Raw genomic sequence first — 17702 nt, forward strand, 5'->3', positions numbered from 1 at the left:
GCTCAGTAGAACTCGAAGAGGATGTCCTCGACCTTGCCGTCCAGCGTCTCCAGCGCCGGACCGGGCTCGGCGTCGCCGGCGAGCGCGCGCTCGAAGGTCTGGGCCATCATGCCTTCGATCTCGGCGGCCTGCATGACATTGGGCTGGCTGATCGCGCGGTCCTCCTCCAGCGCGGCGAGATACGGCGCGGTGAAGGCGTCGGGCGCGTCCATCGCCGCGTTGTCGGCCGTGTTCGCCGTCAGCGCGCCGAGGCCTGCGAGCATCTCGCCGATGCAGGACGGCCCGCCGTCGCGCGGCGCGTTCAGGTAGCGCACCAGCTCCCAAGCCTCCTCCTTGCGGTCGGACGCGCTGTCCACCCCCATGAAGAAGGCGTATTGCAGCGTGCGCCAATCCTCGCCCGCGGGGATCTGGCTCACCACCACGTCGTCCTCGAAGCTGTCGCCGAAACCCGCGCGGATCTCGCTCTCGAGCCAGTTCGCCATGATCATCATGCCGATGCCGCCGGCCGGAAAGTCGTAGGCGTCGACCGACAGGTCGGTGATCCCGTCCTGCACGAGACCCGCCATCTGGCCCAGTGCGGTCTCCGCTTCCGGCGTATCGAGGTTCGCCTCCGAGAAATCGTCGGCATAGGGGCGCGCGCCCTCGGAATAGAGAAGCGCGTAGAAGGGATGGACGAAGCCCGCGCCGGAGGAGCTGTCGGCGAAGGCGAAGCCCGCGGTCTCGATCCGGCCCTGGTCGTTGCGCGTGGTCACGGCCTCGGCCACCTCGCGCAGACCGTCCCATGTCGTCGGCGGCGACTCGTAGCCCGCCTCGCGCAGCAGCGCCATGTTGGAGACCAGCATGTAGGCGCTGATCTCGGTGGGCACGCCCCAGGCGGTGCCGTCGATGGTCACAGCGTCGACGGTGCCGGCGCTGTACGTCTCCGACACGAACTCGGACACCGTGTCGGGCGGCGTGTCGAGTACGCCGTTGTCGACCATCTGTGCCGCCCAGATCGAATAGACGTTGTAGATATCAGGCGATTGCCCGCCCAGCCGCCCGGTCAGGACGGTCTGCAGGTAATCGCGGTAGCTGATCTGCTGGTACGTCGCCGTCACGCCGTCCGCGTCGTAGGCGTCGAGACAGGCGAGAAGGGGCGCGGCCTGCTCCTGCGTGTAGTGCATGGCGACCGTCAGCGGCGCGTCCTGCGCGATTGCGGCCATTGGCGTTCCGACCGCGAGGCCGAGGGCCAGCGCGGCCGTCCGTTGATGCAGCATGTCCATTCCCCCGAATGATGATCCCAGAGACCCCGTCAACGGCCCCTTGCGTTGAAGGGAGGGTAGGGGTCGGCGGCGAGGCGGTCGAGAAGATCGGGTGTGCGCGATCGTCGCAGGCGGTGCCGTGCCGGCGGCGACCGCCTGCCTTCTATCGCTTCAGCCCGTCCACGAAGATGTCGAGGAGGCGAAGCACCTGCTGTCGCCAGTCCGGGCCGGGCTCGCGGGCGTAGCAGAGCGCGTACATCGTCTGCAGGAGGTCGTCCGCCGTGACGCCCTCCCGGATCTGGCCGTTCGCGGCGGCGCGGGCGAGCAGGCGGTTCACTGCGGCGCTGATCCGGTCCGAGTCCTCCGCGTAGGCCTGCTTCGACTCCTCGGTCATGACGAGCGAGAGCGCGCCGAGCATGCCGCGCTTCGTCTCGATCAGAGCCACATTCGCGTGCAGCCAGCCGCGCAGCGCGGCGAGCGGGTCGCCCGACGGGTCGAGCCCCTCCGCCATCTCCACGAGATCCTGCAGATCGCGCCGGAACACCGCATGGAACAACGCTTCGCGGTTCGGGAAATGCCGGTAGAGCGTGCCGATCCCGACATTCGCCTGCCGCGCGACCGCTTCGAGACTGGCGTCGGGTCCGCCGCGACCCAGCACGTCCTTCGCGGCCTCGACCAACCGATCGCGGTTCCGCTGCGCGTCGGCACGCGGCTTGCGCTTGCGGGTTTCGGCCGACAGACGCCGTCTCCTCTTGTTAAGCGGAGGATGCCTCCGTATAAGGTTGTCACGGGGCCCGCACGGGGCCGCCGATCAACCTTACGGAACTCCTTGTCCGGGCGCGAGTGCCCCGAGGGTCCCCCATCTCGATAGGAAAGGAGGTCGCATGGCATCCTCCATCGCCCTCACCCTGAACGGCGTCGCGCGGCAGGTCGCGCTCGACGATCTGCGCGTGACGCTGCTCGACCTCTTGCGAGAGCGTTTGGCCCTGCCCGGAACCAAGAAAGGTTGCGACCGCGGCCAGTGCGGCGCCTGCACCGTCCTCGTGGACGGCCGGCGGGTGAATGCCTGCCTGACGCTGGCGGTGACGCTCGACGGGGTCGAGGTGACCACGATCGAGGGGCTGTCCGACGGCGAGACGCTGCATCCGGTACAGGCCGCCTTCATCGAGAACGATGCCTTTCAGTGCGGCTATTGCACGCCCGGCCAGATCATGAGCGCCGTGGGCCTCATCGCCGAGGGGCGGGCCGGCGACGACGCGGAGCGCATCCGCGAGGGCATGAGCGGCAATCTCTGCCGCTGCGCCGCCTATCACGGGATCACCCTCGCGGTGCAGGACGCGACGCGCCGGATGGCCGGGGCCGAAGCGGAGGACGCGGCATGAAGCGCTTCGATTACATCCGGCCCGCCAGCATCGACGAGGCGCTCGCCGCCTGGAACCCGGGCGCGGCCTGGCTCGGCGGGGGCACGAACCTCGTCGACCTGATGAAGACAGGGGCGGTGCAACCCGACACGGTGATCGACGTCACCCGCCTGCCGGGGCTCGACCGGATCGAGTGGGGCGCGGACGGTTCTCTCCGCATCGGGGCGATGGTGCGCAACGCCGACCTCGCCGACGATCCCGAAGTGGCGCGCCGGCTTCCGATGGTGGCCGAGGCGCTGCTCGCCGGGGCCTCCGGCCAGCTGCGCAACGCGGCGACCGTGGGCGGCAACCTGATGCAGCACACGCGGTGCAACTACTTCGAGACGCCGCAGGCCGCCTGCAACCGACGCGACCCCGGCACCGGCTGCGACGCGCGGGACGGGGAGAACGCCAACCTCGCCGTGCTGGGCTGGAGCGAGGCCTGCATCGCGACTAACCCGTCGGATTTCTGCGTCCCCCTCGCCGCGCTCGATGCAGTCGTCGAGGTGCAGGGACCGGAGGGCAAGCGCGAGATCGCGATCGCGGACTTCCATTCCCTGCCGGGCGACACCCCCGAACGGCGGACCGCGCTCGAACCGGGCGAGCTGATCCTCGCCGTCCGCCTGCCTGCCGCAGCCGCCGACTTCGCCGGTCACGCCCGTTACCTCAAGGTGCGGGAGCGGACCTCCTACGCCTTCGCGCTCGTCTCCGCCGCCGCTGCGCTGCGGATGGAGGGAGACCGGATCGCCGAGGCGCGTCTGGCGCTGGGCGCGGTCGCGGCGAAGCCCTGGCGCGTAGCCGAGGCCGAAGCGCTCCTGGCGGGACAGGCGCCCGATCCCCACCTCTTCGCCCGCGCCGCAGGGGCCGCGCTGACGGGCGCCGCGCCGTCGGGCGACAATTCCTGGAAAATCGACCTCGCCCGCCGCACCGCGGCCCGCGCCCTCGCCATGGCCGCCACCGGCGCGCCCGCGCGGATGCCCGCCTTGCCCGCCTCTCCCTTCGGAGAGCCAGCCGGAGACCACGTCCATGCCTGACACGCTCGTCCAACCCGTCCGCTTCGGCTCCAACTCGGGCCAGCCCGTCACCCGTCGCGACGGCATCGCCAAGGTGACCGGCGCCGCGACCTTCGCCGCCGACAACCAACCGGCCGGCCTGCTGCACGCGGTCTATTTGCCCGCGACGATCGCCCGCGGCCGCGTCACCCATCTCGACGTCGCGGCCGCCGAGGCGCATCCCGGTGTCGTCCAAATCATCACGCCCGCGGACCGACCGCCGCTGGACGGCGACCCCTCCGCCAAGCCCACGCCGTTCTCCTTCCGCATCGACGTGCTGCAGGACGACACGGTCCGCTACGCCGGCCAGCCAATCGCCCTCGTTCTGGGCGAGACGCTGGAAGCGGCGACCGAGGGCGCGCGCCTGCTCGCCCCGCGCTACGCGGCGGAGACGGCCCGAACCGCGCTCGACGACGAGACGCCTTTCGCGTTCGAGCCCGCGGGGTTCGGCCTGCCCGCGGGAGCGGAGCACGGCGACGTCGCCGGCGGGCACGCGGCCGCGACGCAGGCGGTCGACGTCACCTACGAGACGGCGGCGCAGTATCACAACGCGATGGAGACGCATGCCGTGGTCGCCGCGTGGGAGGGCGACCACCTGACGCTCGACATGCCGAGCCAGGCGCTGGCGATGTCCTGCGGGGCCTATGCCTACTTCTTCGGCATCCCGGCGGAGAACGTCACGCTGCGCAGCCCCTATCTCGGCGGCGGCTTCGGCTCCAAGGCGTTCACGACCGGGCCGCAGGTCCTCGCCATCCTGGCGGCGCGGATGACGGGGCGACCGGTCAAGCTGTCGCTCACCCGCCAGCAGATGTTCGGCCCCGTCGGCCATCGAGGCGCGACGCGGCAGCGCTTGCGCCTCGGGGCGGACGTTGCGGCAGCGCTCACGGTGATCGACCACGAGAGCATAGCCGCCACGTCGAGCTTCGACGACTTCGTCGAGCCGGCGGCGAACGCGTCGCAGGGTCTCTATTCCGCGCAGGCGCTTCGCGCCGCGCACCGAGCCGTCCGGCTCGACGTCGGCACGCCCGGGCCGATGCGCGCGCCCGGCGAGGCGTCGGGCTCCGCCGCGCTCGAATGCGCGATGGACGAGCTGGCGCAGGAAGCGGGGATCGATCCGCTCGAGTTTCGCCTGCGGAACTACGCGGAGACGGAGCCCGGCACCGGCAAGCCGTATTCCTCCAAGGCGCTCCGGCAATGCTACGATCAGGCCGCCGAGCGCTTCGGCTGGGCCGGGCGGCCGCTGGCGCCCCGGCAGATGCGCGACGAGGCCGGGCTCCTCGTCGGCTGGGGCATGGGCACCGCGCTCTTCCCCGCGCCGATGTTCGCCGCCGAGGCGCGCGCCACGCTCCGACCCGACGGCTCGGCGCTGGTCGAGACCTCGGCCGCCGATATGGGGCAGGGCGCCTGGACGGCGCTCGCGCAGATCGCGGCGGACAGCCTCGGCCTGCCGCTCGACCGGGTGGAGTTCCGCGCCGGCCATTCCGACCTGCCCGATGCCGGGGTCGCGGGCGGTTCGGGCCATACCGCGACCGCCGGCACCGCCCTGCATGCCGCAGGGGGCGACGTGATCCGGCAGTTGGGCGAGATCGCGGCCGCGGACGAGGCCTCGCCGCTTCACGGCGCGGGCAATGCCGGCTTCGTCGCGCGGGACGGTCGGCTCTGCGTTGCGGGCGACGAGGAACGCAGCGAGGCCTTCGCCGACATCCTCGCCCGCGCCGGCGGCGCCGCGCTGATCGGGAACGGCAGCGGTTCGCGCGCCCCCGAGGACGCGGAGCGGTGGGCGATGAACGCGCATGGCGCGGTCTTCGCGGAAGTGAAGGTGGACCCGGATCTCTGCCAGATGCGGGTGACGCGGCTGGTCGGCGCCTTCGCCGCGGGCCGGATCATCAACCCGAAGCTGGCCGAGAGCCAGCTTATGGGCGGGATGATCTGGGGGACGTCCTTCGCGCTTCACGAGGAGGCGAGGCACGATCGCCACACCGGCCGGATCGTCAATGCCGACTTCGCGGGCTACCACATCGCAGTCAACGCGGACGTGCAGGGGCTCGAGGTCATCACGGTGCACGAGGACGACCCGCATGTGAATGCACTGGGCATCAAGGGTGTGGGCGAGATCGGCGTGACCGGCACCGTGGGGGCGATCGCCAATGCGATCTGGCACGCCACGGGGACGCGGGTGAGGCGCTTTCCGATCCGTGTGCGGGACCTGCTGGAGGCCGGATCGCCGGTTGGCTGAAGAACGTCTCGTGCGGAAGGCGCCGGGGACAGCACAGAGAGGGGAAGAGGACTGTCCCCGACCGCGGGTGGGGGCAAAGCCCTCGCCCCGGAGGGGCGGTCGGGCGGTGTGCGGGCGAGAGCTTCTGGAGTCTCACAATAGTCGCGTCAGCTCCGCCAGCGGAGGACACGCCGCTCCACCCAGGCCACGACCGCGCTCGTCGCCACGCCCAGCACCGACAGGATCACCACGCCGGCGAAGAGCCGCTCCAGATCGTAGAGCGAGCCGGCCTCGAGGATGTAGGCGCCGATCCCGTATTGCGCACCCAGCATCTCGGCCGCGACGAGCAAGATGATCGCGATAGCGAGTCCGATGCGCAGCCCCGACAGGATGCCCGGCATCGCGCCGGGCAGGACGATCTTGCGCACGATCGAACCCCAGGAAAGCCCGAAGGACTGCCCCATCCGGATCAGGGTCCGGTCCACGTTGTCGACCGCGCCGTAGGTCGCCACTACCATCGGCGTGAAGGTCCCGAGCGCGATGAGCGCGTATTTCGAGCCCTCGCCGATCCCGAACCAGATCACGAAGAGCGGCAGGAGCGCGATCTTCGGCACTGGGAACAACGCGGCGACGAGGGGGACGAGCCCGGCTCGCGCCAGCCCGAAGAGCCCGATCAGCGTGCCCACCCCGATGCCCGCCAGCGCACCCAGCGTCGCGCCGACGACGAAACGGGTGAGCGAGGGGATCAGATGCTTCCAGAGCAGGCCGGATTCGTAGAGTTGGACGAAGGTCGCGAACACGTCGGAGGGCAGGGGCAGCGTCAGTTTGCTGATCCACCCCGCCCGGAGCCCGATCTCGACGAAGGCGACGATGAGCACGAAGACCAGCGCCCCGGCCCAGCGGTTCGTCGTTGGCCGGAAGCCGCCGCCACGGAACGGGACGGGGCGGGGGCCGGTGTGATCGGGAGGCCGGGAAACGGCTCGGCCCGTTTGAAGCGTGTCGGTCATCCGGCGAACCCCGCTCGCGGCTCTTGGCGGCGTTCGCGCGGTCCGGACCGGCTCCCGATGGCGGACCCGCACAAGCGGCGAAGCCTCGGCCTTGTCCGCTCGCCCGCGGGCCGGGCGGCGCCCTTCGCCTCATACGGGAGCTGTTGAGGAGAACAGTTCGGATACGGGTGTCTTCCCGGAACTCCGATCTTGCTCTCGGCGCCGGTCGCAAGGCTCATGTCAGTAACTCGGCATCCGCCGCACGTGCCTCGTCACGCATGAGCCCCCAGAGATGCGCCTGCACGTCCTCCATTGCGCCGCGTCCCTGGAGCGGCGCGTCGATCTCGACGATCTCCCGGACCCGACCCGGCCGTCGCGACAGGACCACGACCCGATGGCCGAGCCGCACCGCTTCCGCGAGGTTGTGGGTCACGTAGACCGCCGTGAAGCGCTCCCGTATCCACAGGCCGATCAGGTCGTCCATCAGAAGCTCCCGCGTCTGCGCGTCGAGCGCCGAGAGCGGCTCGTCCATCAGCATCACCGCGGGCCGCACCGCGAGCGCGCGGGCGATCGCCACGCGCTGCTTCATCCCGCCCGAGAGCTGCCGGGGCAGGGCGCGTGCGAATTCCGACAGACGGGTCCGCGCCAGCACGTCGTCGATGATCGCCTCGCGGTCGGGCAGGCGGTGATCCTCCAACGCGAGGCGCACGTTGCCCGCCACGTCCCGCCAGGGCAGGAGCGCGAAGTCCTGGAACACGTAGGTCAGCGGGTTCAGGCAGCCCTCGGGCGGCGCGCCGACCTGCAGCACCTGGCCCCGCTCCGGCCGCTCCAGCCCGCCGAGCATCCGCAAGAGCGTGGACTTGCCGCAGCCCGAGGGCCCGACGACGCAGACGATCCGCCCCGCCGGGATCTCTAGCGAGATGTCGTCGAGGACGCGGGTCTCGCCGTAGCGATGCGTCAGCCCCTCGACGCGCAGGTCCATCAGGCGCCGACGCTCTCCACGTAGGAGGTGTCGACGAGATCCTCGAAGGCGATGGAGGCGTCCACCAGCCCCTCGGACTGGAACCAGTCGAGCTGGTCGCGCACCGAGGCCACGTTCAACGCCGCCCCCTCGTTGATCCGCATCGTCCCCGCGACGATGGGTCCGGCGGCCTCCTCGGGGGTGCGGTCAGGATAGACGTAGGGCGCCAGCAGCGAGACCATGTCCTGAACGCCCGCCTCGCCCGAGGCGCGGTCGATCATCGTCGCGTTGTAATCCGTAATCGCCCGCGCCATCGCGTCGAGCCAGGCTTGCGTCAGCTCCCGATCCGCCACGTTCGCGGTGGAGCCGAACATCGTGGTGACCTGGTAGCCCGGCAGGTAATCGGCGATCCGGCCGATCTCGTGCACCTCGCCGCTGGCGACGAGTCCGCTCGCGATGTGGGGCACGATGGCCCAGGCATCGACCTGCCCCGTGCGAAGCGCGCCGATGACGGCGGGCACCTTCTGGAGCGGCACGAATTCGAGCCCGATCCCCTCGGCCTCGGCCACCTTCGCGCCCATGTAGTGGAAGGACGAACCCGCCGTCGTCATGCCCCATCGGCGGCCGTCGAGACCGGCGGGGCTCGTCACGCCCGCCTCCATCGCCGCGCCGGAGGTGAGGATCGACTGGCCGGGAATGCCTTGTTCCTCGGAGAGCGCGCCGCCGAAGACCTTGACCGCGCCCTTCTGCGCGAGGCTGATCAGGCCCCCGGTGATCGAGGTCATCGCGTAATCCACGTCGCCCGCCGCGATGGCCACGGCCATCGGCTGCGCCGCCTGGAAGAAGACCGGCTCCACCTCGAGCCCCGCCTCGGCGAAGTAGCCCCGTTCCATCGCGATGAAGGTCGGCGCGTGGCTGGTGAAACGCAGCGCGCCGACCTTGATCGCGCGGCCCTGGGCGATGGCCGGCGCGGCAAGCGCGGTGGCGGCGGTGGCGCCTATGAGGGCGAGCGTCTGGCGGCGCGTGGTATTCATGGTCGATCCCTCCCCGATGATCGGGTGCTTTCTATCACGGCAGGCCGGAGGCGAAAGATCTTCCGTCCGGATCGGGCCCCATGCGCCGGTCGCGTCGTCGTGTCTTCCGGAACGGAAAAAGGCGGGCCGAGGCCCGCCTTTCCAGTCTCGTGTCCTGTCGCTCAGTGCTTGCGGAGACGGCGCATGGCGCCGAGGCCTCCGAGACCGGCCAGCAACATGAAGCCCGCGGCCGGAAGCGGCACGGGGGCCGGCGCGTCGGGGTTGCCGGGGTTGTCCGGATTTTCGGGCGTGAGTTCGGTGTCGAAGAACGTCAGGTTCGACAGGCCGGCCCGATTGCCGCCGTTGTTGACCGGCGTGAGGAATGTCGCCGAGTAGACGTAGGTCTCGCCGTCGTAGCCGTCGTAGAGGTTGAAGCTGTTGCTTCCCTTCGCGGCGAAGGCCGTGATGAGCGGATCGTCGTCGTCCGGCGTGTAGGTGAACGAATAGCCGAACGTCGTACCGCCCATGCCGTCGTCGAGATTCGCGACCCGCATGAACGAGAAATCGTCGGCAGTGACGCCCTCGTAGAACGACTCGATGGAGAAGTTCGCGAGGTCGACGTCCTCGTCCTCGATGTCGTCGCCGCCGAACTCGACCCGCGCGATCACGGGCGAGCCGTTGTAGGCGCAGTCGCCGAGCCCGTTGCCGGTCGTGACGCCGGGCGTCGTGGTGTTGCCGGTGCAGATGTTGCCCGGGTAATTCGTGAAACCGAGATGCGCAGCACTGGCGCTCCCGGCGATTGCGAACGTGCCGGCCACGGCCATCGCCGCGATCACGCTGCTCTGTGCAAAATGCTTGCTGGAAATCATCGTTTGTCTCCCTCTCGAAAACGAAGGCCGAGGCGGCCCTCCCGATCCGGCGAATCCCTTTTCCGGATCACGCGAGACGTTAGCACGGACGACGTCCAAATTGAGAAGTGTTAACGCAACGGTAGGTGTTTCGCCGCGCGGATATACGCGGGCGGACCGGCAAGATATTGCCTCTTGCCGGCCCTAACTAAGGGAAGGGCACGGTCCCTGGACGGATCGCCGGGAGGGACCGCGCCCTGGTGTTAGCCCGCGGCCCTGGATTGCCGCTTGCGCTCGTGCGGGTCGAGGAACCGCTTGCGGAGGCGGATCGCGGCGGGCGTCACCTCGACCAGCTCGTCGTTGTCGATATAGGCGATCGCCTGTTCCAGCGTCAGCGTCACCGGCGTGGTCAGGCGCACCGCCTCGTCGGTGCCGGAGGCGCGCACGTTGGTGAGCTGCTTGCCCTTCAGCGGGTTCACCTCGAGATCGTTCTCGCGCGCATGCTCGCCGATGATCATCCCTTGATAGACCTGCTCCTGCGCGCCGATGAAGAACTTGCCGCGATCTTCCAGTTTCCAGAGCGCGTAGGCCACCGAGACGCCCGTTTCCATCGAGATCAGCACACCCGCGCGACGGCCCGGGATCGTGCCCTTGTAGGGGGCCCATTCGTGGAACACGCGGTTCATCACGCCGGTGCCGCGCGTGTCGGTGAGGAATTCGCCGTGATAGCCGATCAGCCCGCGCGAGGGGACATGCGCGATGATCCGCGTCTTGCCCGCTCCGGCCGGCTTCATTTCTACGAGATCGCCCTTCCGGGGGCCGGTGACCTTCTCGATGACGGCGCCGGAATACTCGTCGTCCACGTCGATGGTGACTTCCTCGACCGGCTCCATCCGCTGGCCGTCCACGTCGCGGAACAGGACCTGCGGGCGCGAGATCGAGAGCTCGAACCCCTCGCGGCGCATGTTCTCGATCAGGACTCCCATCTGCAATTCGCCGCGGCCCGCGACCTCGAAGGCCTCGCCGCCGGGCGTGTCCGAGACCTTGATGGCCACGTTCGTCTCCGCCTCGCGCATCAGGCGCTCGCGGATGACACGGGACTGCACCTTCTTGCCGTCGCGTCCGGCGAGCGGGCTGTCGTTGATGCCGAAGGTCACGGTGATCGTCGGCGGGTCGATGGGCTGCGCCGGCAGGGGCACGTCAATCGACGTGTCGCAGAGCGTGTCGGCCACGGTGGCCTTCGACATGCCGGCGATGGTCACGATGTCGCCGGCTTCGGCGGCCTCGATCGGCTGCTGCCCGAGGCCCCGGAAGGCGAGGATCTTGGTCGCGCGGAACTGCTCGATCCGGTCGCCCTTGCGCGACAGCGCATGCAGGGTCTGACCCGTCCTGAGCGTGCCCGACTCGACCCGGCCGGTCAGGATGCGGCCGATGAACGGGTCGGCGCCGAGCGTCGTGGCCAGCATCCGGAACGGGATGTCCCGGTCGGCCACCTGCTTGGGTGACGGGACGTGGCTCAGGATCAGGTCGAACAGAGCGTCGAGGCCGGAACGCGGCCCCTCGAGCTCCATATCGGCCCAGCCCGAGCGGCCCGAGGCGTACATCGCCGGGAAGTCGAGTTGCTGGTCGTCGGCGCCCAGATTGGCGAAGAGGTCGAACACCTCGTCGAGCGCGCGGTCGGGTTCCGCGTCGGGCTTGTCGACCTTGTTCAGCACGACGATCGGGCGCAGCCCGAGCGCCAGCGCCTTGGAGGTCACGAACTTGGTCTGCGGCATCGGTCCTTCGGCCGCGTCCACCAGGAGGACGACGCCGTCGACCATCGACAGGATGCGCTCCACCTCGCCGCCGAAATCGGCGTGGCCGGGCGTGTCGACGATGTTGATCCGCACGCCCTTCCATTCGACCGAGGTCGCCTTGGCGAGGATCGTGATTCCCCGCTCGCGCTCGAGATCGTTCGAATCCATCGCCCGTTCGGTCGTGGCCTCGTTCTCCCGGTAGGTGCCGGATTGCTTGAGTAGTTCGTCGACGAGCGTGGTCTTGCCGTGATCGACATGCGCGATGATCGCAATGTTGCGAAGGTCCATGAGAGACAGCCTTAGATCGGGGTTGCGGGCGCGTTAGCGCCATTTCGCCGTGATTGCCACCCTTGGGGCGCGACGTCGCACTACCGTCATGCGCATCGCTGTGCTTGGGTCCCGCCCATGCTGCGCTTCTTCCTGATTTTCTTTGCCCTGCCCGCCACCGCGATGGAGTTCCCCGCGCCGGTCGGCGACGACGCCTACCGCGCGACCGATCCCGCGCAGGTCGAGATGGGGCGGCTTCTGTTCTGGGACCCCGTCCTGTCGGGCAACCGGGAGCTGAGCTGCGGCACCTGCCACCACCCGCGCTTCGGCACGTCGGACGGGCTGTCGCTCGGCATGGGGGATGGCGGCAGGGGGCTCGGCCCCGAGCGGGCCGCCGATCCTGCGAACGCCCCGGAGGAGCGGCTGGCGCGCAACGCGCCGGGGCTGTGGAACCTCGGCGCGCACGAGTTCTCGGTCCTGTTCCACGACGGCCGGGTGGAGGAACTGGAGGACGGGTTCCGCACGCCGATGGGAACGGAGATGGTCGAGGGGTTCGATTCCGTCCTTTCCGCGCAGACGATGTTTCCGGTTCTGGCCGACGACGAGATGGCCGGCCACTACGCCGAGAACGAGGTCAGCCGTGCCGTCCGCAAGGGCGAGATCACGGGGCCGGGCGGGGCATGGGGCCTGATCGCCGCGCGGGTGCGGGCCATCCCGGACTACGTGGAGATGTGGCGTGCGGCCTTCCCCGGCGACGACGAACTCGACTTCACCGACATCTCCGACGCCATCGCCGCCTTCGTCGAACACGAATGGCGCTCGGACACGTCGCCGTTCGACGGCTGGCTCCGGGGCGAGGACTCCCTTCCGCCCGAGGCCCTGGCGGGCGTCGAGCTGTTCTACGGCGAGCTTGGCTGTGCCTCCTGCCATGCCGGCCCGTTCCAGACCGACCACGAGTTCCACGTCACCGGCCAGCCGCAGCTCGGCCCCGGCAAGCGGGCGCGGTTCGAGAGCCATGCGCGCGACGAGGGACGGCTGCGCGTGACAGGCGAGGCGGCCGACCGCTTTGCCTTTCGCACGCCATCTCTCCGGAACGTGACCGAGACCGGCCCCTGGGGCCATGCGGGCGCCTACGACGACCTGCGCGCCTTTTTGGTCGACCATGCCGCGCCGCGCCGGGCGCTCGCGGAGTACGCGCGGACGAGCGTGCTGCCGGACATGGGCGGCACGACGGAGGATTGGGTATTCATGGACGATCCCGCCGAGGTCGCCGCGCTTGCGGCCGCCGTCGAAGGGCCGGATCGCGTCCTGACGGAGGCCGAGATCGACACGCTCCTGGCCTTCCTCGCGGCCTTGCGCGACGAGGACGCGCTGGCCGGGCGGTTGGGCATTCCCGAGACTGTGCCCTCGGGCCTGCCGGTGGACCGCTGAGGCGGCACGGGATCACGCTGGCCAGGCCGTGTTCCGGTCGCGGCGAGGCTGGGTAATCGACGTCGCCCATCGCGCGAACCCCACCGGATCGCCGAGCCGTCCTCCGGGCGCCGATTCCTCAGCGGCAGCGCGGAAGCTGCTGTTGGTACATCAGGGCCCGGGCCTCGATCTGACCCGAAACCCGCATCAGCCACGGCTTCGCCCGGTAGGTGCCGCGGCGATAGCCGTTCCGCCCGTCATGATAGGCGAGGTACTGGTTGCGCGCGTCGCGGACCGAGATGCCGAGCGTCCGCTGCGTCTCGGCCATGTACCAGCCCATGAAGTCGGTCGCATGGCGGATGTTGTCACGCCGCGTCCGCCGTCCGCCCTGCGCCTCCTGATACTCCTCCCAGGTTCCGTCGAGCGCCTGTGAATAGCCGAACGCGCTCGATTGCCGCCCAACCGGGATCACACCTAGCGAGAAGCGGAGCGGCGTGCGCGCATCGGAGACGAACTTCGATTCCTGATAGATCGTCGCCATCTGGACATGCACCGGCACGCCCCACTTGCGCTCCGCCGCCTTGAACGCTCGCAGGTAGCCCGGCCGTTGCGCGAGGATGGCGCAGGCGTCGTCGAGATTGCTCGGCGCCCGCCCGGAGCCGCCGCCCCCGCCACAGGCCGCGAGGATCAGCACGCAGCCGATCTGGATTAGTCGCTTCATGATGTCACTGCCCGGCTTCTTACCGATTTTCGGGAAGTCTAACCCGAAAGGACCCCACCTGCCAACAGGCTCGCTTCCGGTCGCGCGCCCGGAATTGTCGGCGCGTGCGGGCCCGCGTGGCGCGCCTGCATCACGCCGTCGCAGTTTCGTCGGACCCGGAGACATCGGGCGCGATCCGCCGCACTGTCGGGATGTGCGTCACAATATGTTTCCGGCACCGGGTCGCGGTCCCGATTTACAAGCCGCGCCGGGCAGCGCTAGGAACTGGTCGGGAAAGGGCGAAGTGATGTTGAAGAACGAAGCGAAGTACGGGCTGGGCGAAATCGTGCGTCACAGGAAGCATCCCTTCCGCGGGGTGATCTTCGACGTGGACGCGGAATTCTCGAACACCGAGGAATGGTACGACGCCATTCCGAAGGATAGCCGGCCGAGCCGGAACCAGCCCTTCTACCACCTTCTGGCGGAGAACGACGACAGCTACTACGTGGCCTACGTCTCCGAGCAGAACCTCGTCCTGGATCGCACCGGAGAGCCGGTCACACATCCCGATCTCGGCGATCTCTTCGGAGCGTTCGACGGACGGCAGTATCCGCTGCATTTCGACTTGAACTGACGTCCCGGGCGTCGGGCCCCCGGATCGGGGGAACCTGAACATCCCGCCGTCGCAGGCGCATTAAGCCGCTCTTCATGCCCCGCATGCGAGATTCCCGTCGGGCCCGCGCGAGGGCCGCGACGAGCGGGAGCGCATGGACACGGTTCGCGACGATCTGTATCTCGAGGAGCGCCGCCGCCGGCTCGCGGCCGAGCGCAAGCTCGAGCATACGTGCCGCGAGCTTGCCCGGGCCCACGCCGCCCTCACCGTCAATGCGGATCGACTCTCGCGCAACTGTGTCGCGGAGCGCGAGCAGAGTCTGCGACTCGAAGAACGCCGGCGGGTCGCGATGGCCGCGCAGCGCCGGGCGGCGCTGCGGGCCGACCACGGGCGCCGCCGGCTCTGGCACGCAATCGAGACGATGCGCGACGGCTTCGCCCTGTTCGACTCCGGCGGCTTCCTCATCGCCGCGAATCGCGTCTATCTCGAATTGTTCGACGGCGTCGCCATCCTCGGCCCCGGCGACCATATCGGCGAGATCCTCGACCACGCCGCGGCGGAGGGCGTCTTCGACACGGAAGGGACGGATTCCGAAGACTGGATCGCCCGGCAACTCGCCCGGTGGAACGATCCGGACCCGTCGCCGCTGTCGCTGACCCGATACGACGGTCGGATCATCCGGATCGAGGATCGCCGCGTCCCCGACGGTGACGTCGTGTCGGTCGCCATCGACATCACCAAGCACCGCGACCGCGAGGCCTCGCTGGCGGCCGCCCGCGACGCCGCCGAAAGCGCGGCAAACGCAAAGGCACGGTTCCTCGCCCGGATGAGCCACGAGATCCATACGCCGATGAGCGGGATCCTGGGCATGGCGCAGATGCTCGCCGAGCAGGCCACGGATGCAGAGACGCGCCTCTCCGCCCGCACGATCTGCGACTCGGCGGAGGCGCTTCTCGGCATCGTGGACGACGCGCTCGACGTCTCGCGGCTCGCTGCGGGGCGCATGGCGCTCCAAGACGCGCCGTTCGACCTCGAAGCGCTGCTCTGCGACGGCGTGCGGCTGGCGATGTCCGAGGCCCGGCCCGGGGTCGCGGTCGGGCTGGCCTACCCGCTGGATGCGCCCCTGCGGTTCCAGGGCGACGAGGATCGGCTCCGCCAGGTCGTGGCGCACCTGCTCGCCAACGCGATCCGTGTCACAGAGCGCGGCCATGTGATCCTCCGGGCCTCCGTGACCGGGGACGACCCGGCGCGCGTCGTCATCGAGGTCGAGGATACCGGTCCCGGCATCGCGCCGGAAGCGCAGGCCACGATCTTCGAGGCCTTCGGGCAGATCCCGGATTCAGACCGGCCGGCAGGCGAGGGAACGGGTCTCGGTCTGACGATCTCGCGCGGGCTGGCCGAACAGATGGGCGGCACGCTCACGTTGCGGAGCGCACAGGGCGCGGGCGCGACCTTCACCCTTTCCCTGCCGCTTGCATCCGACGGCTCGGTTCGAGAAATCTCCGCTTTGCCGCAGGCGGTCGTGGTCGCCGACGGCGCGCTCGGCGATCTGCTCGCGGCGCAGCTCGGTGCCGGCGGTGTCTCGGTCGCGCGCGATGTGACGTCCGCGGCGGCGCAGGTGATCCTGCCGCTCGATCCGGATCGCGACCGCCAGATCGCCTTCCTCGGCGCGTTGGCGCCCGCGGTGCGGCTCGTGCTCGTCGGTCGGCGGGCGAACGCCTTGCCGGAGACTTTGGCGCGGGCCGACGCCCTGCTGCCGGCGCCGGCACGGGGCGCGGAGCTGGTCGCGGCGCTCGCGGAGGAACCCGACACCGTGGCTGCGCCGGTTCCCCGCATCCTCCTCGCCGACGACAACGCGACGAACCGCATCATCGCCGACCGCATGCTGCGAAGCGAAGGCTACGATGTCGACGTCGTGTGCGACGGGGCCGCGGCGATCGAGGCCTTCCGGGCGCGGGCGCCCGAGGCGGTCATCCTCGACATCTCGATGCCCGTCATCGACGGGTTCGAGGCCGCCGCGTCGATGCGCGCGACGGATGGTTCGATTCCGATCATCGCGCTGACCGCGCATGTCGGTCCCGAGATCGCGGAACGCCTGGCCGAGGCGGGCTTCGACGCCTACCTCACGAAGCCGCTCCGCAAGGGCGAGTTGATGGCGGAACTCGCCCGTCATCTCGATGCCCCGTCACCTCATGCCAGGGCGACCTCGTAACGGCCGGTGACGGTGCCGCGACAGTTCGCAATCGGGCCTTCCATCAGGCGCCGCGCCACCGGCGCCGCCGCGTCGAGCACGCCGAGCCGCACCAGAAGCGCCGCGATCGTGGCCTCCGCCGCACGGGTGCCGCCGTCGACGATCTTGAGCGCCACGCCCCGGTCGAGCCCGGGCACGATGGCGACGAACACCGCCTCCGCCCCGGTCTTGACCGCAACGCGGCCCCCCATCGCGCGCATCAGATCGGTACAGGCCCGGCCCTCGCCCGCGACGAGCTCGGGTGCCGCGCCCATCGCCTGCGTCAGCCGGGCCATCGCGTCCGCCCGCGTGCCGCCGCCCTCGCGCGCCGCCGCGAAGCGCCCCATCGCAGCGCCGAGCGCATCGAGCCGGGTGGCGAAGTTCGGCGCGGAACAGCCGTCGATGCCGTATCCCGGGCTGTCCATCCCCGTCACCTCCTCGAAAGCGCGCCGCACGGCGATCTGCACCGGATGGTCGATCTCCACGTAGTCCGGCCCGCCGCCGAGGTGCTTCGAGAGCGTGAGGAACCCCGCATGCTTGCCCGAGCAGTTGTTGTGCAGCTGACACGGCGCCTCGCCCGCGCGGATCAGCGCCGACTTCGCATCGTCCGCGTAGGGCATGTGCGTCCCGCAGCGCAGATCCGGCTCCGACAATCCGAGATCCGACAGCCAGGCCGAGACCGCTTCCGTATGGATCGCCGCGCCCTGGTGCGAGGCGCAGGCCAGCGCCACCTGCCGGTCCGTCAGGTCGCGCCCGGCCCCGGATTCCAGGAGCGGCAGCGCCTGGATCATCTTGCACGACGAGCGCGGGTAGATCACCGCCGCGGGGTCGCCCCAGGCCTCCACCACCGCGCCCGTGCCGTCGCAGATCACGGCGTGGCCGCGATGGACGGACTCGACACGGTCGCCCCGGATCACCCGCACCAGCTCGACTGCGCCGTCACTTACCTCTGTCATGCCGCTCTCCGGTC

Annotated in this window: 15 protein-coding genes; 6 read left to right on the plus strand and 9 right to left on the minus strand. The window is 69.9% G+C overall.

What is annotated here, in order from left to right:
* Nucleotides 1–2 precede the first annotated feature (2 nt).
* Nucleotides 3–1256 carry an extracellular solute-binding protein gene (locus Q1A87_RS06235; protein WP_299648335.1) on the minus strand — a complete coding sequence of 418 codons (1254 nt, stop codon included), beginning with the start codon at nucleotides 1254–1256 and terminating at the stop codon, nucleotides 3–5.
* 148 nt (nucleotides 1257–1404) lie between these two features.
* A complete protein-coding gene (locus Q1A87_RS06240; RefSeq protein ID WP_299648338.1) occupies nucleotides 1405–1920 on the minus strand; it encodes a TetR/AcrR family transcriptional regulator in 516 nt (171 codons plus the stop codon).
* A gap of 205 nt (nucleotides 1921–2125) precedes the next feature.
* Here Q1A87_RS06240 and Q1A87_RS06245 point away from each other — a divergent pair, with 205 nt between their 5' ends.
* Genes Q1A87_RS06245 through Q1A87_RS06255 form a run of 3 tightly spaced genes read left to right on the plus strand, consistent with a single transcriptional unit; the run spans nucleotide 2126 to nucleotide 5929 of the window.
* Entirely contained in the window at nucleotides 2126–2623 is a 498-nt protein-coding gene (locus Q1A87_RS06245) for a (2Fe-2S)-binding protein (RefSeq protein ID WP_299648341.1), read from the plus strand.
* Nucleotides 2620–3675: a xanthine dehydrogenase family protein subunit M gene (locus Q1A87_RS06250; RefSeq protein ID WP_299648344.1), complete on the plus strand. Its 1056-nt coding sequence runs from the start codon at nucleotides 2620–2622 to the stop codon at nucleotides 3673–3675. The genes Q1A87_RS06245 and Q1A87_RS06250 overlap by 4 nt, the downstream gene beginning before the upstream one ends.
* Nucleotides 3668–5929, plus strand: a complete 2262-nt coding sequence (locus tag Q1A87_RS06255) for a xanthine dehydrogenase family protein molybdopterin-binding subunit (protein WP_299648347.1) — start codon at nucleotides 3668–3670, stop codon at nucleotides 5927–5929. The genes Q1A87_RS06250 and Q1A87_RS06255 overlap by 8 nt, the downstream gene beginning before the upstream one ends.
* A 146-nt stretch (nucleotides 5930–6075) precedes the next feature.
* Here Q1A87_RS06255 and Q1A87_RS06260 read toward each other — a convergent pair whose 3' ends face one another.
* The 5 genes from Q1A87_RS06260 to typA form a co-directional block, all read right to left on the minus strand.
* Complete coding sequence (locus Q1A87_RS06260; protein ID WP_299648350.1) at nucleotides 6076–6915, minus strand: ABC transporter permease; 840 nt, start codon at nucleotides 6913–6915, stop codon at nucleotides 6076–6078.
* Nucleotides 6916–7129: 214 nt separating this feature from the next.
* Nucleotides 7130–7876, minus strand: a complete 747-nt coding sequence (locus tag Q1A87_RS06265; RefSeq protein ID WP_299648353.1) for an ABC transporter ATP-binding protein — start codon at nucleotides 7874–7876, stop codon at nucleotides 7130–7132.
* Nucleotides 7876–8889, minus strand: coding sequence for an ABC transporter substrate-binding protein (locus Q1A87_RS06270; RefSeq protein ID WP_299648356.1), 1014 nt, complete (start codon nucleotides 8887–8889; stop codon nucleotides 7876–7878). The genes Q1A87_RS06265 and Q1A87_RS06270 overlap by 1 nt, the downstream gene beginning before the upstream one ends.
* A 161-nt stretch (nucleotides 8890–9050) precedes the next feature.
* Entirely contained in the window at nucleotides 9051–9737 is a 687-nt protein-coding gene (locus Q1A87_RS06275; protein WP_299648359.1) for a VPLPA-CTERM sorting domain-containing protein, read from the minus strand.
* 242 nt (nucleotides 9738–9979) lie between these two features.
* Nucleotides 9980–11800: a translational GTPase TypA gene (gene typA, locus Q1A87_RS06280; RefSeq protein WP_299648362.1), complete on the minus strand. Its 1821-nt coding sequence runs from the start codon at nucleotides 11798–11800 to the stop codon at nucleotides 9980–9982.
* Between the two features lie 117 nt (nucleotides 11801–11917).
* Between typA and Q1A87_RS06285 the strand changes: the two genes are divergently transcribed.
* Nucleotides 11918–13210 (plus strand): cytochrome c peroxidase, encoded by a 1293-nt coding sequence (locus Q1A87_RS06285; RefSeq protein ID WP_299648365.1) that lies wholly within the window; start codon nucleotides 11918–11920, stop codon nucleotides 13208–13210.
* Nucleotides 13211–13328: 118 nt separating this feature from the next.
* On the opposite strand, the gene Q1A87_RS06290 is transcribed toward Q1A87_RS06285, so the two are convergent.
* A complete protein-coding gene (locus Q1A87_RS06290; protein ID WP_299648368.1) occupies nucleotides 13329–13910 on the minus strand; it encodes a transglycosylase SLT domain-containing protein in 582 nt (193 codons plus the stop codon).
* A gap of 286 nt (nucleotides 13911–14196) precedes the next feature.
* On the opposite strand from Q1A87_RS06290, the gene hspQ reads away from it, so the two are divergent.
* A complete protein-coding gene (gene hspQ, locus Q1A87_RS06295; RefSeq protein ID WP_299648371.1) occupies nucleotides 14197–14523 on the plus strand; it encodes a heat shock protein HspQ in 327 nt (108 codons plus the stop codon).
* 133 nt (nucleotides 14524–14656) lie between these two features.
* A complete protein-coding gene (locus tag Q1A87_RS06300; RefSeq protein ID WP_299648374.1) occupies nucleotides 14657–16714 on the plus strand; it encodes an ATP-binding protein in 2058 nt (685 codons plus the stop codon).
* Here Q1A87_RS06300 and Q1A87_RS06305 read toward each other — a convergent pair.
* Entirely contained in the window at nucleotides 16693–17688 is a 996-nt protein-coding gene (locus Q1A87_RS06305) for an asparaginase (protein ID WP_299648377.1), read from the minus strand. The two genes, Q1A87_RS06300 and Q1A87_RS06305, sit on opposite strands and share 22 nt — an antisense overlap.
* Between the last annotated feature and the right edge of the window lie 14 nt (nucleotides 17689–17702).

Source organism: uncultured Jannaschia sp., from assembly GCF_947494055.1.
Classification (GTDB): Bacteria; Pseudomonadota; Alphaproteobacteria; order Rhodobacterales; family Rhodobacteraceae; genus Jannaschia.

Excerpts from the sequence above, each read along its gene's own strand:
- Q1A87_RS06245 (WP_299648341.1), top strand. The coding sequence starts at position 2,126 with ATGGCATCCTCCATCGCCCTCACCCTGAACGGCGTCGCGCGGCAGGTC.
- Q1A87_RS06265 (WP_299648353.1), bottom strand. The coding sequence starts at position 7,876 with ATGGACCTGCGCGTCGAGGGGCTGACGCATCGCTACGGCGAGACCCGC.
- Q1A87_RS06290 (WP_299648368.1), bottom strand. The coding sequence starts at position 13,910 with ATGAAGCGACTAATCCAGATCGGCTGCGTGCTGATCCTCGCGGCCTGT.
- Q1A87_RS06250 (WP_299648344.1), top strand. The coding sequence starts at position 2,620 with ATGAAGCGCTTCGATTACATCCGGCCCGCCAGCATCGACGAGGCGCTC.
- Q1A87_RS06275 (WP_299648359.1), bottom strand. The coding sequence starts at position 9,737 with ATGATTTCCAGCAAGCATTTTGCACAGAGCAGCGTGATCGCGGCGATG.
- Q1A87_RS06255 (WP_299648347.1), top strand. The coding sequence starts at position 3,668 with ATGCCTGACACGCTCGTCCAACCCGTCCGCTTCGGCTCCAACTCGGGC.
- hspQ (WP_299648371.1), top strand. The coding sequence starts at position 14,197 with ATGTTGAAGAACGAAGCGAAGTACGGGCTGGGCGAAATCGTGCGTCAC.
- typA (WP_299648362.1), bottom strand. The coding sequence starts at position 11,800 with ATGGACCTTCGCAACATTGCGATCATCGCGCATGTCGATCACGGCAAG.
- Q1A87_RS06260 (WP_299648350.1), bottom strand. The coding sequence starts at position 6,915 with ATGACCGACACGCTTCAAACGGGCCGAGCCGTTTCCCGGCCTCCCGAT.
- Q1A87_RS06305 (WP_299648377.1), bottom strand. The coding sequence starts at position 17,688 with ATGACAGAGGTAAGTGACGGCGCAGTCGAGCTGGTGCGGGTGATCCGG.
- Q1A87_RS06300 (WP_299648374.1), top strand. The coding sequence starts at position 14,657 with ATGGACACGGTTCGCGACGATCTGTATCTCGAGGAGCGCCGCCGCCGG.
- Q1A87_RS06285 (WP_299648365.1), top strand. The coding sequence starts at position 11,918 with ATGCTGCGCTTCTTCCTGATTTTCTTTGCCCTGCCCGCCACCGCGATG.
- Q1A87_RS06270 (WP_299648356.1), bottom strand. The coding sequence starts at position 8,889 with ATGAATACCACGCGCCGCCAGACGCTCGCCCTCATAGGCGCCACCGCC.
- Q1A87_RS06235 (WP_299648335.1), bottom strand. The coding sequence starts at position 1,256 with ATGCTGCATCAACGGACGGCCGCGCTGGCCCTCGGCCTCGCGGTCGGA.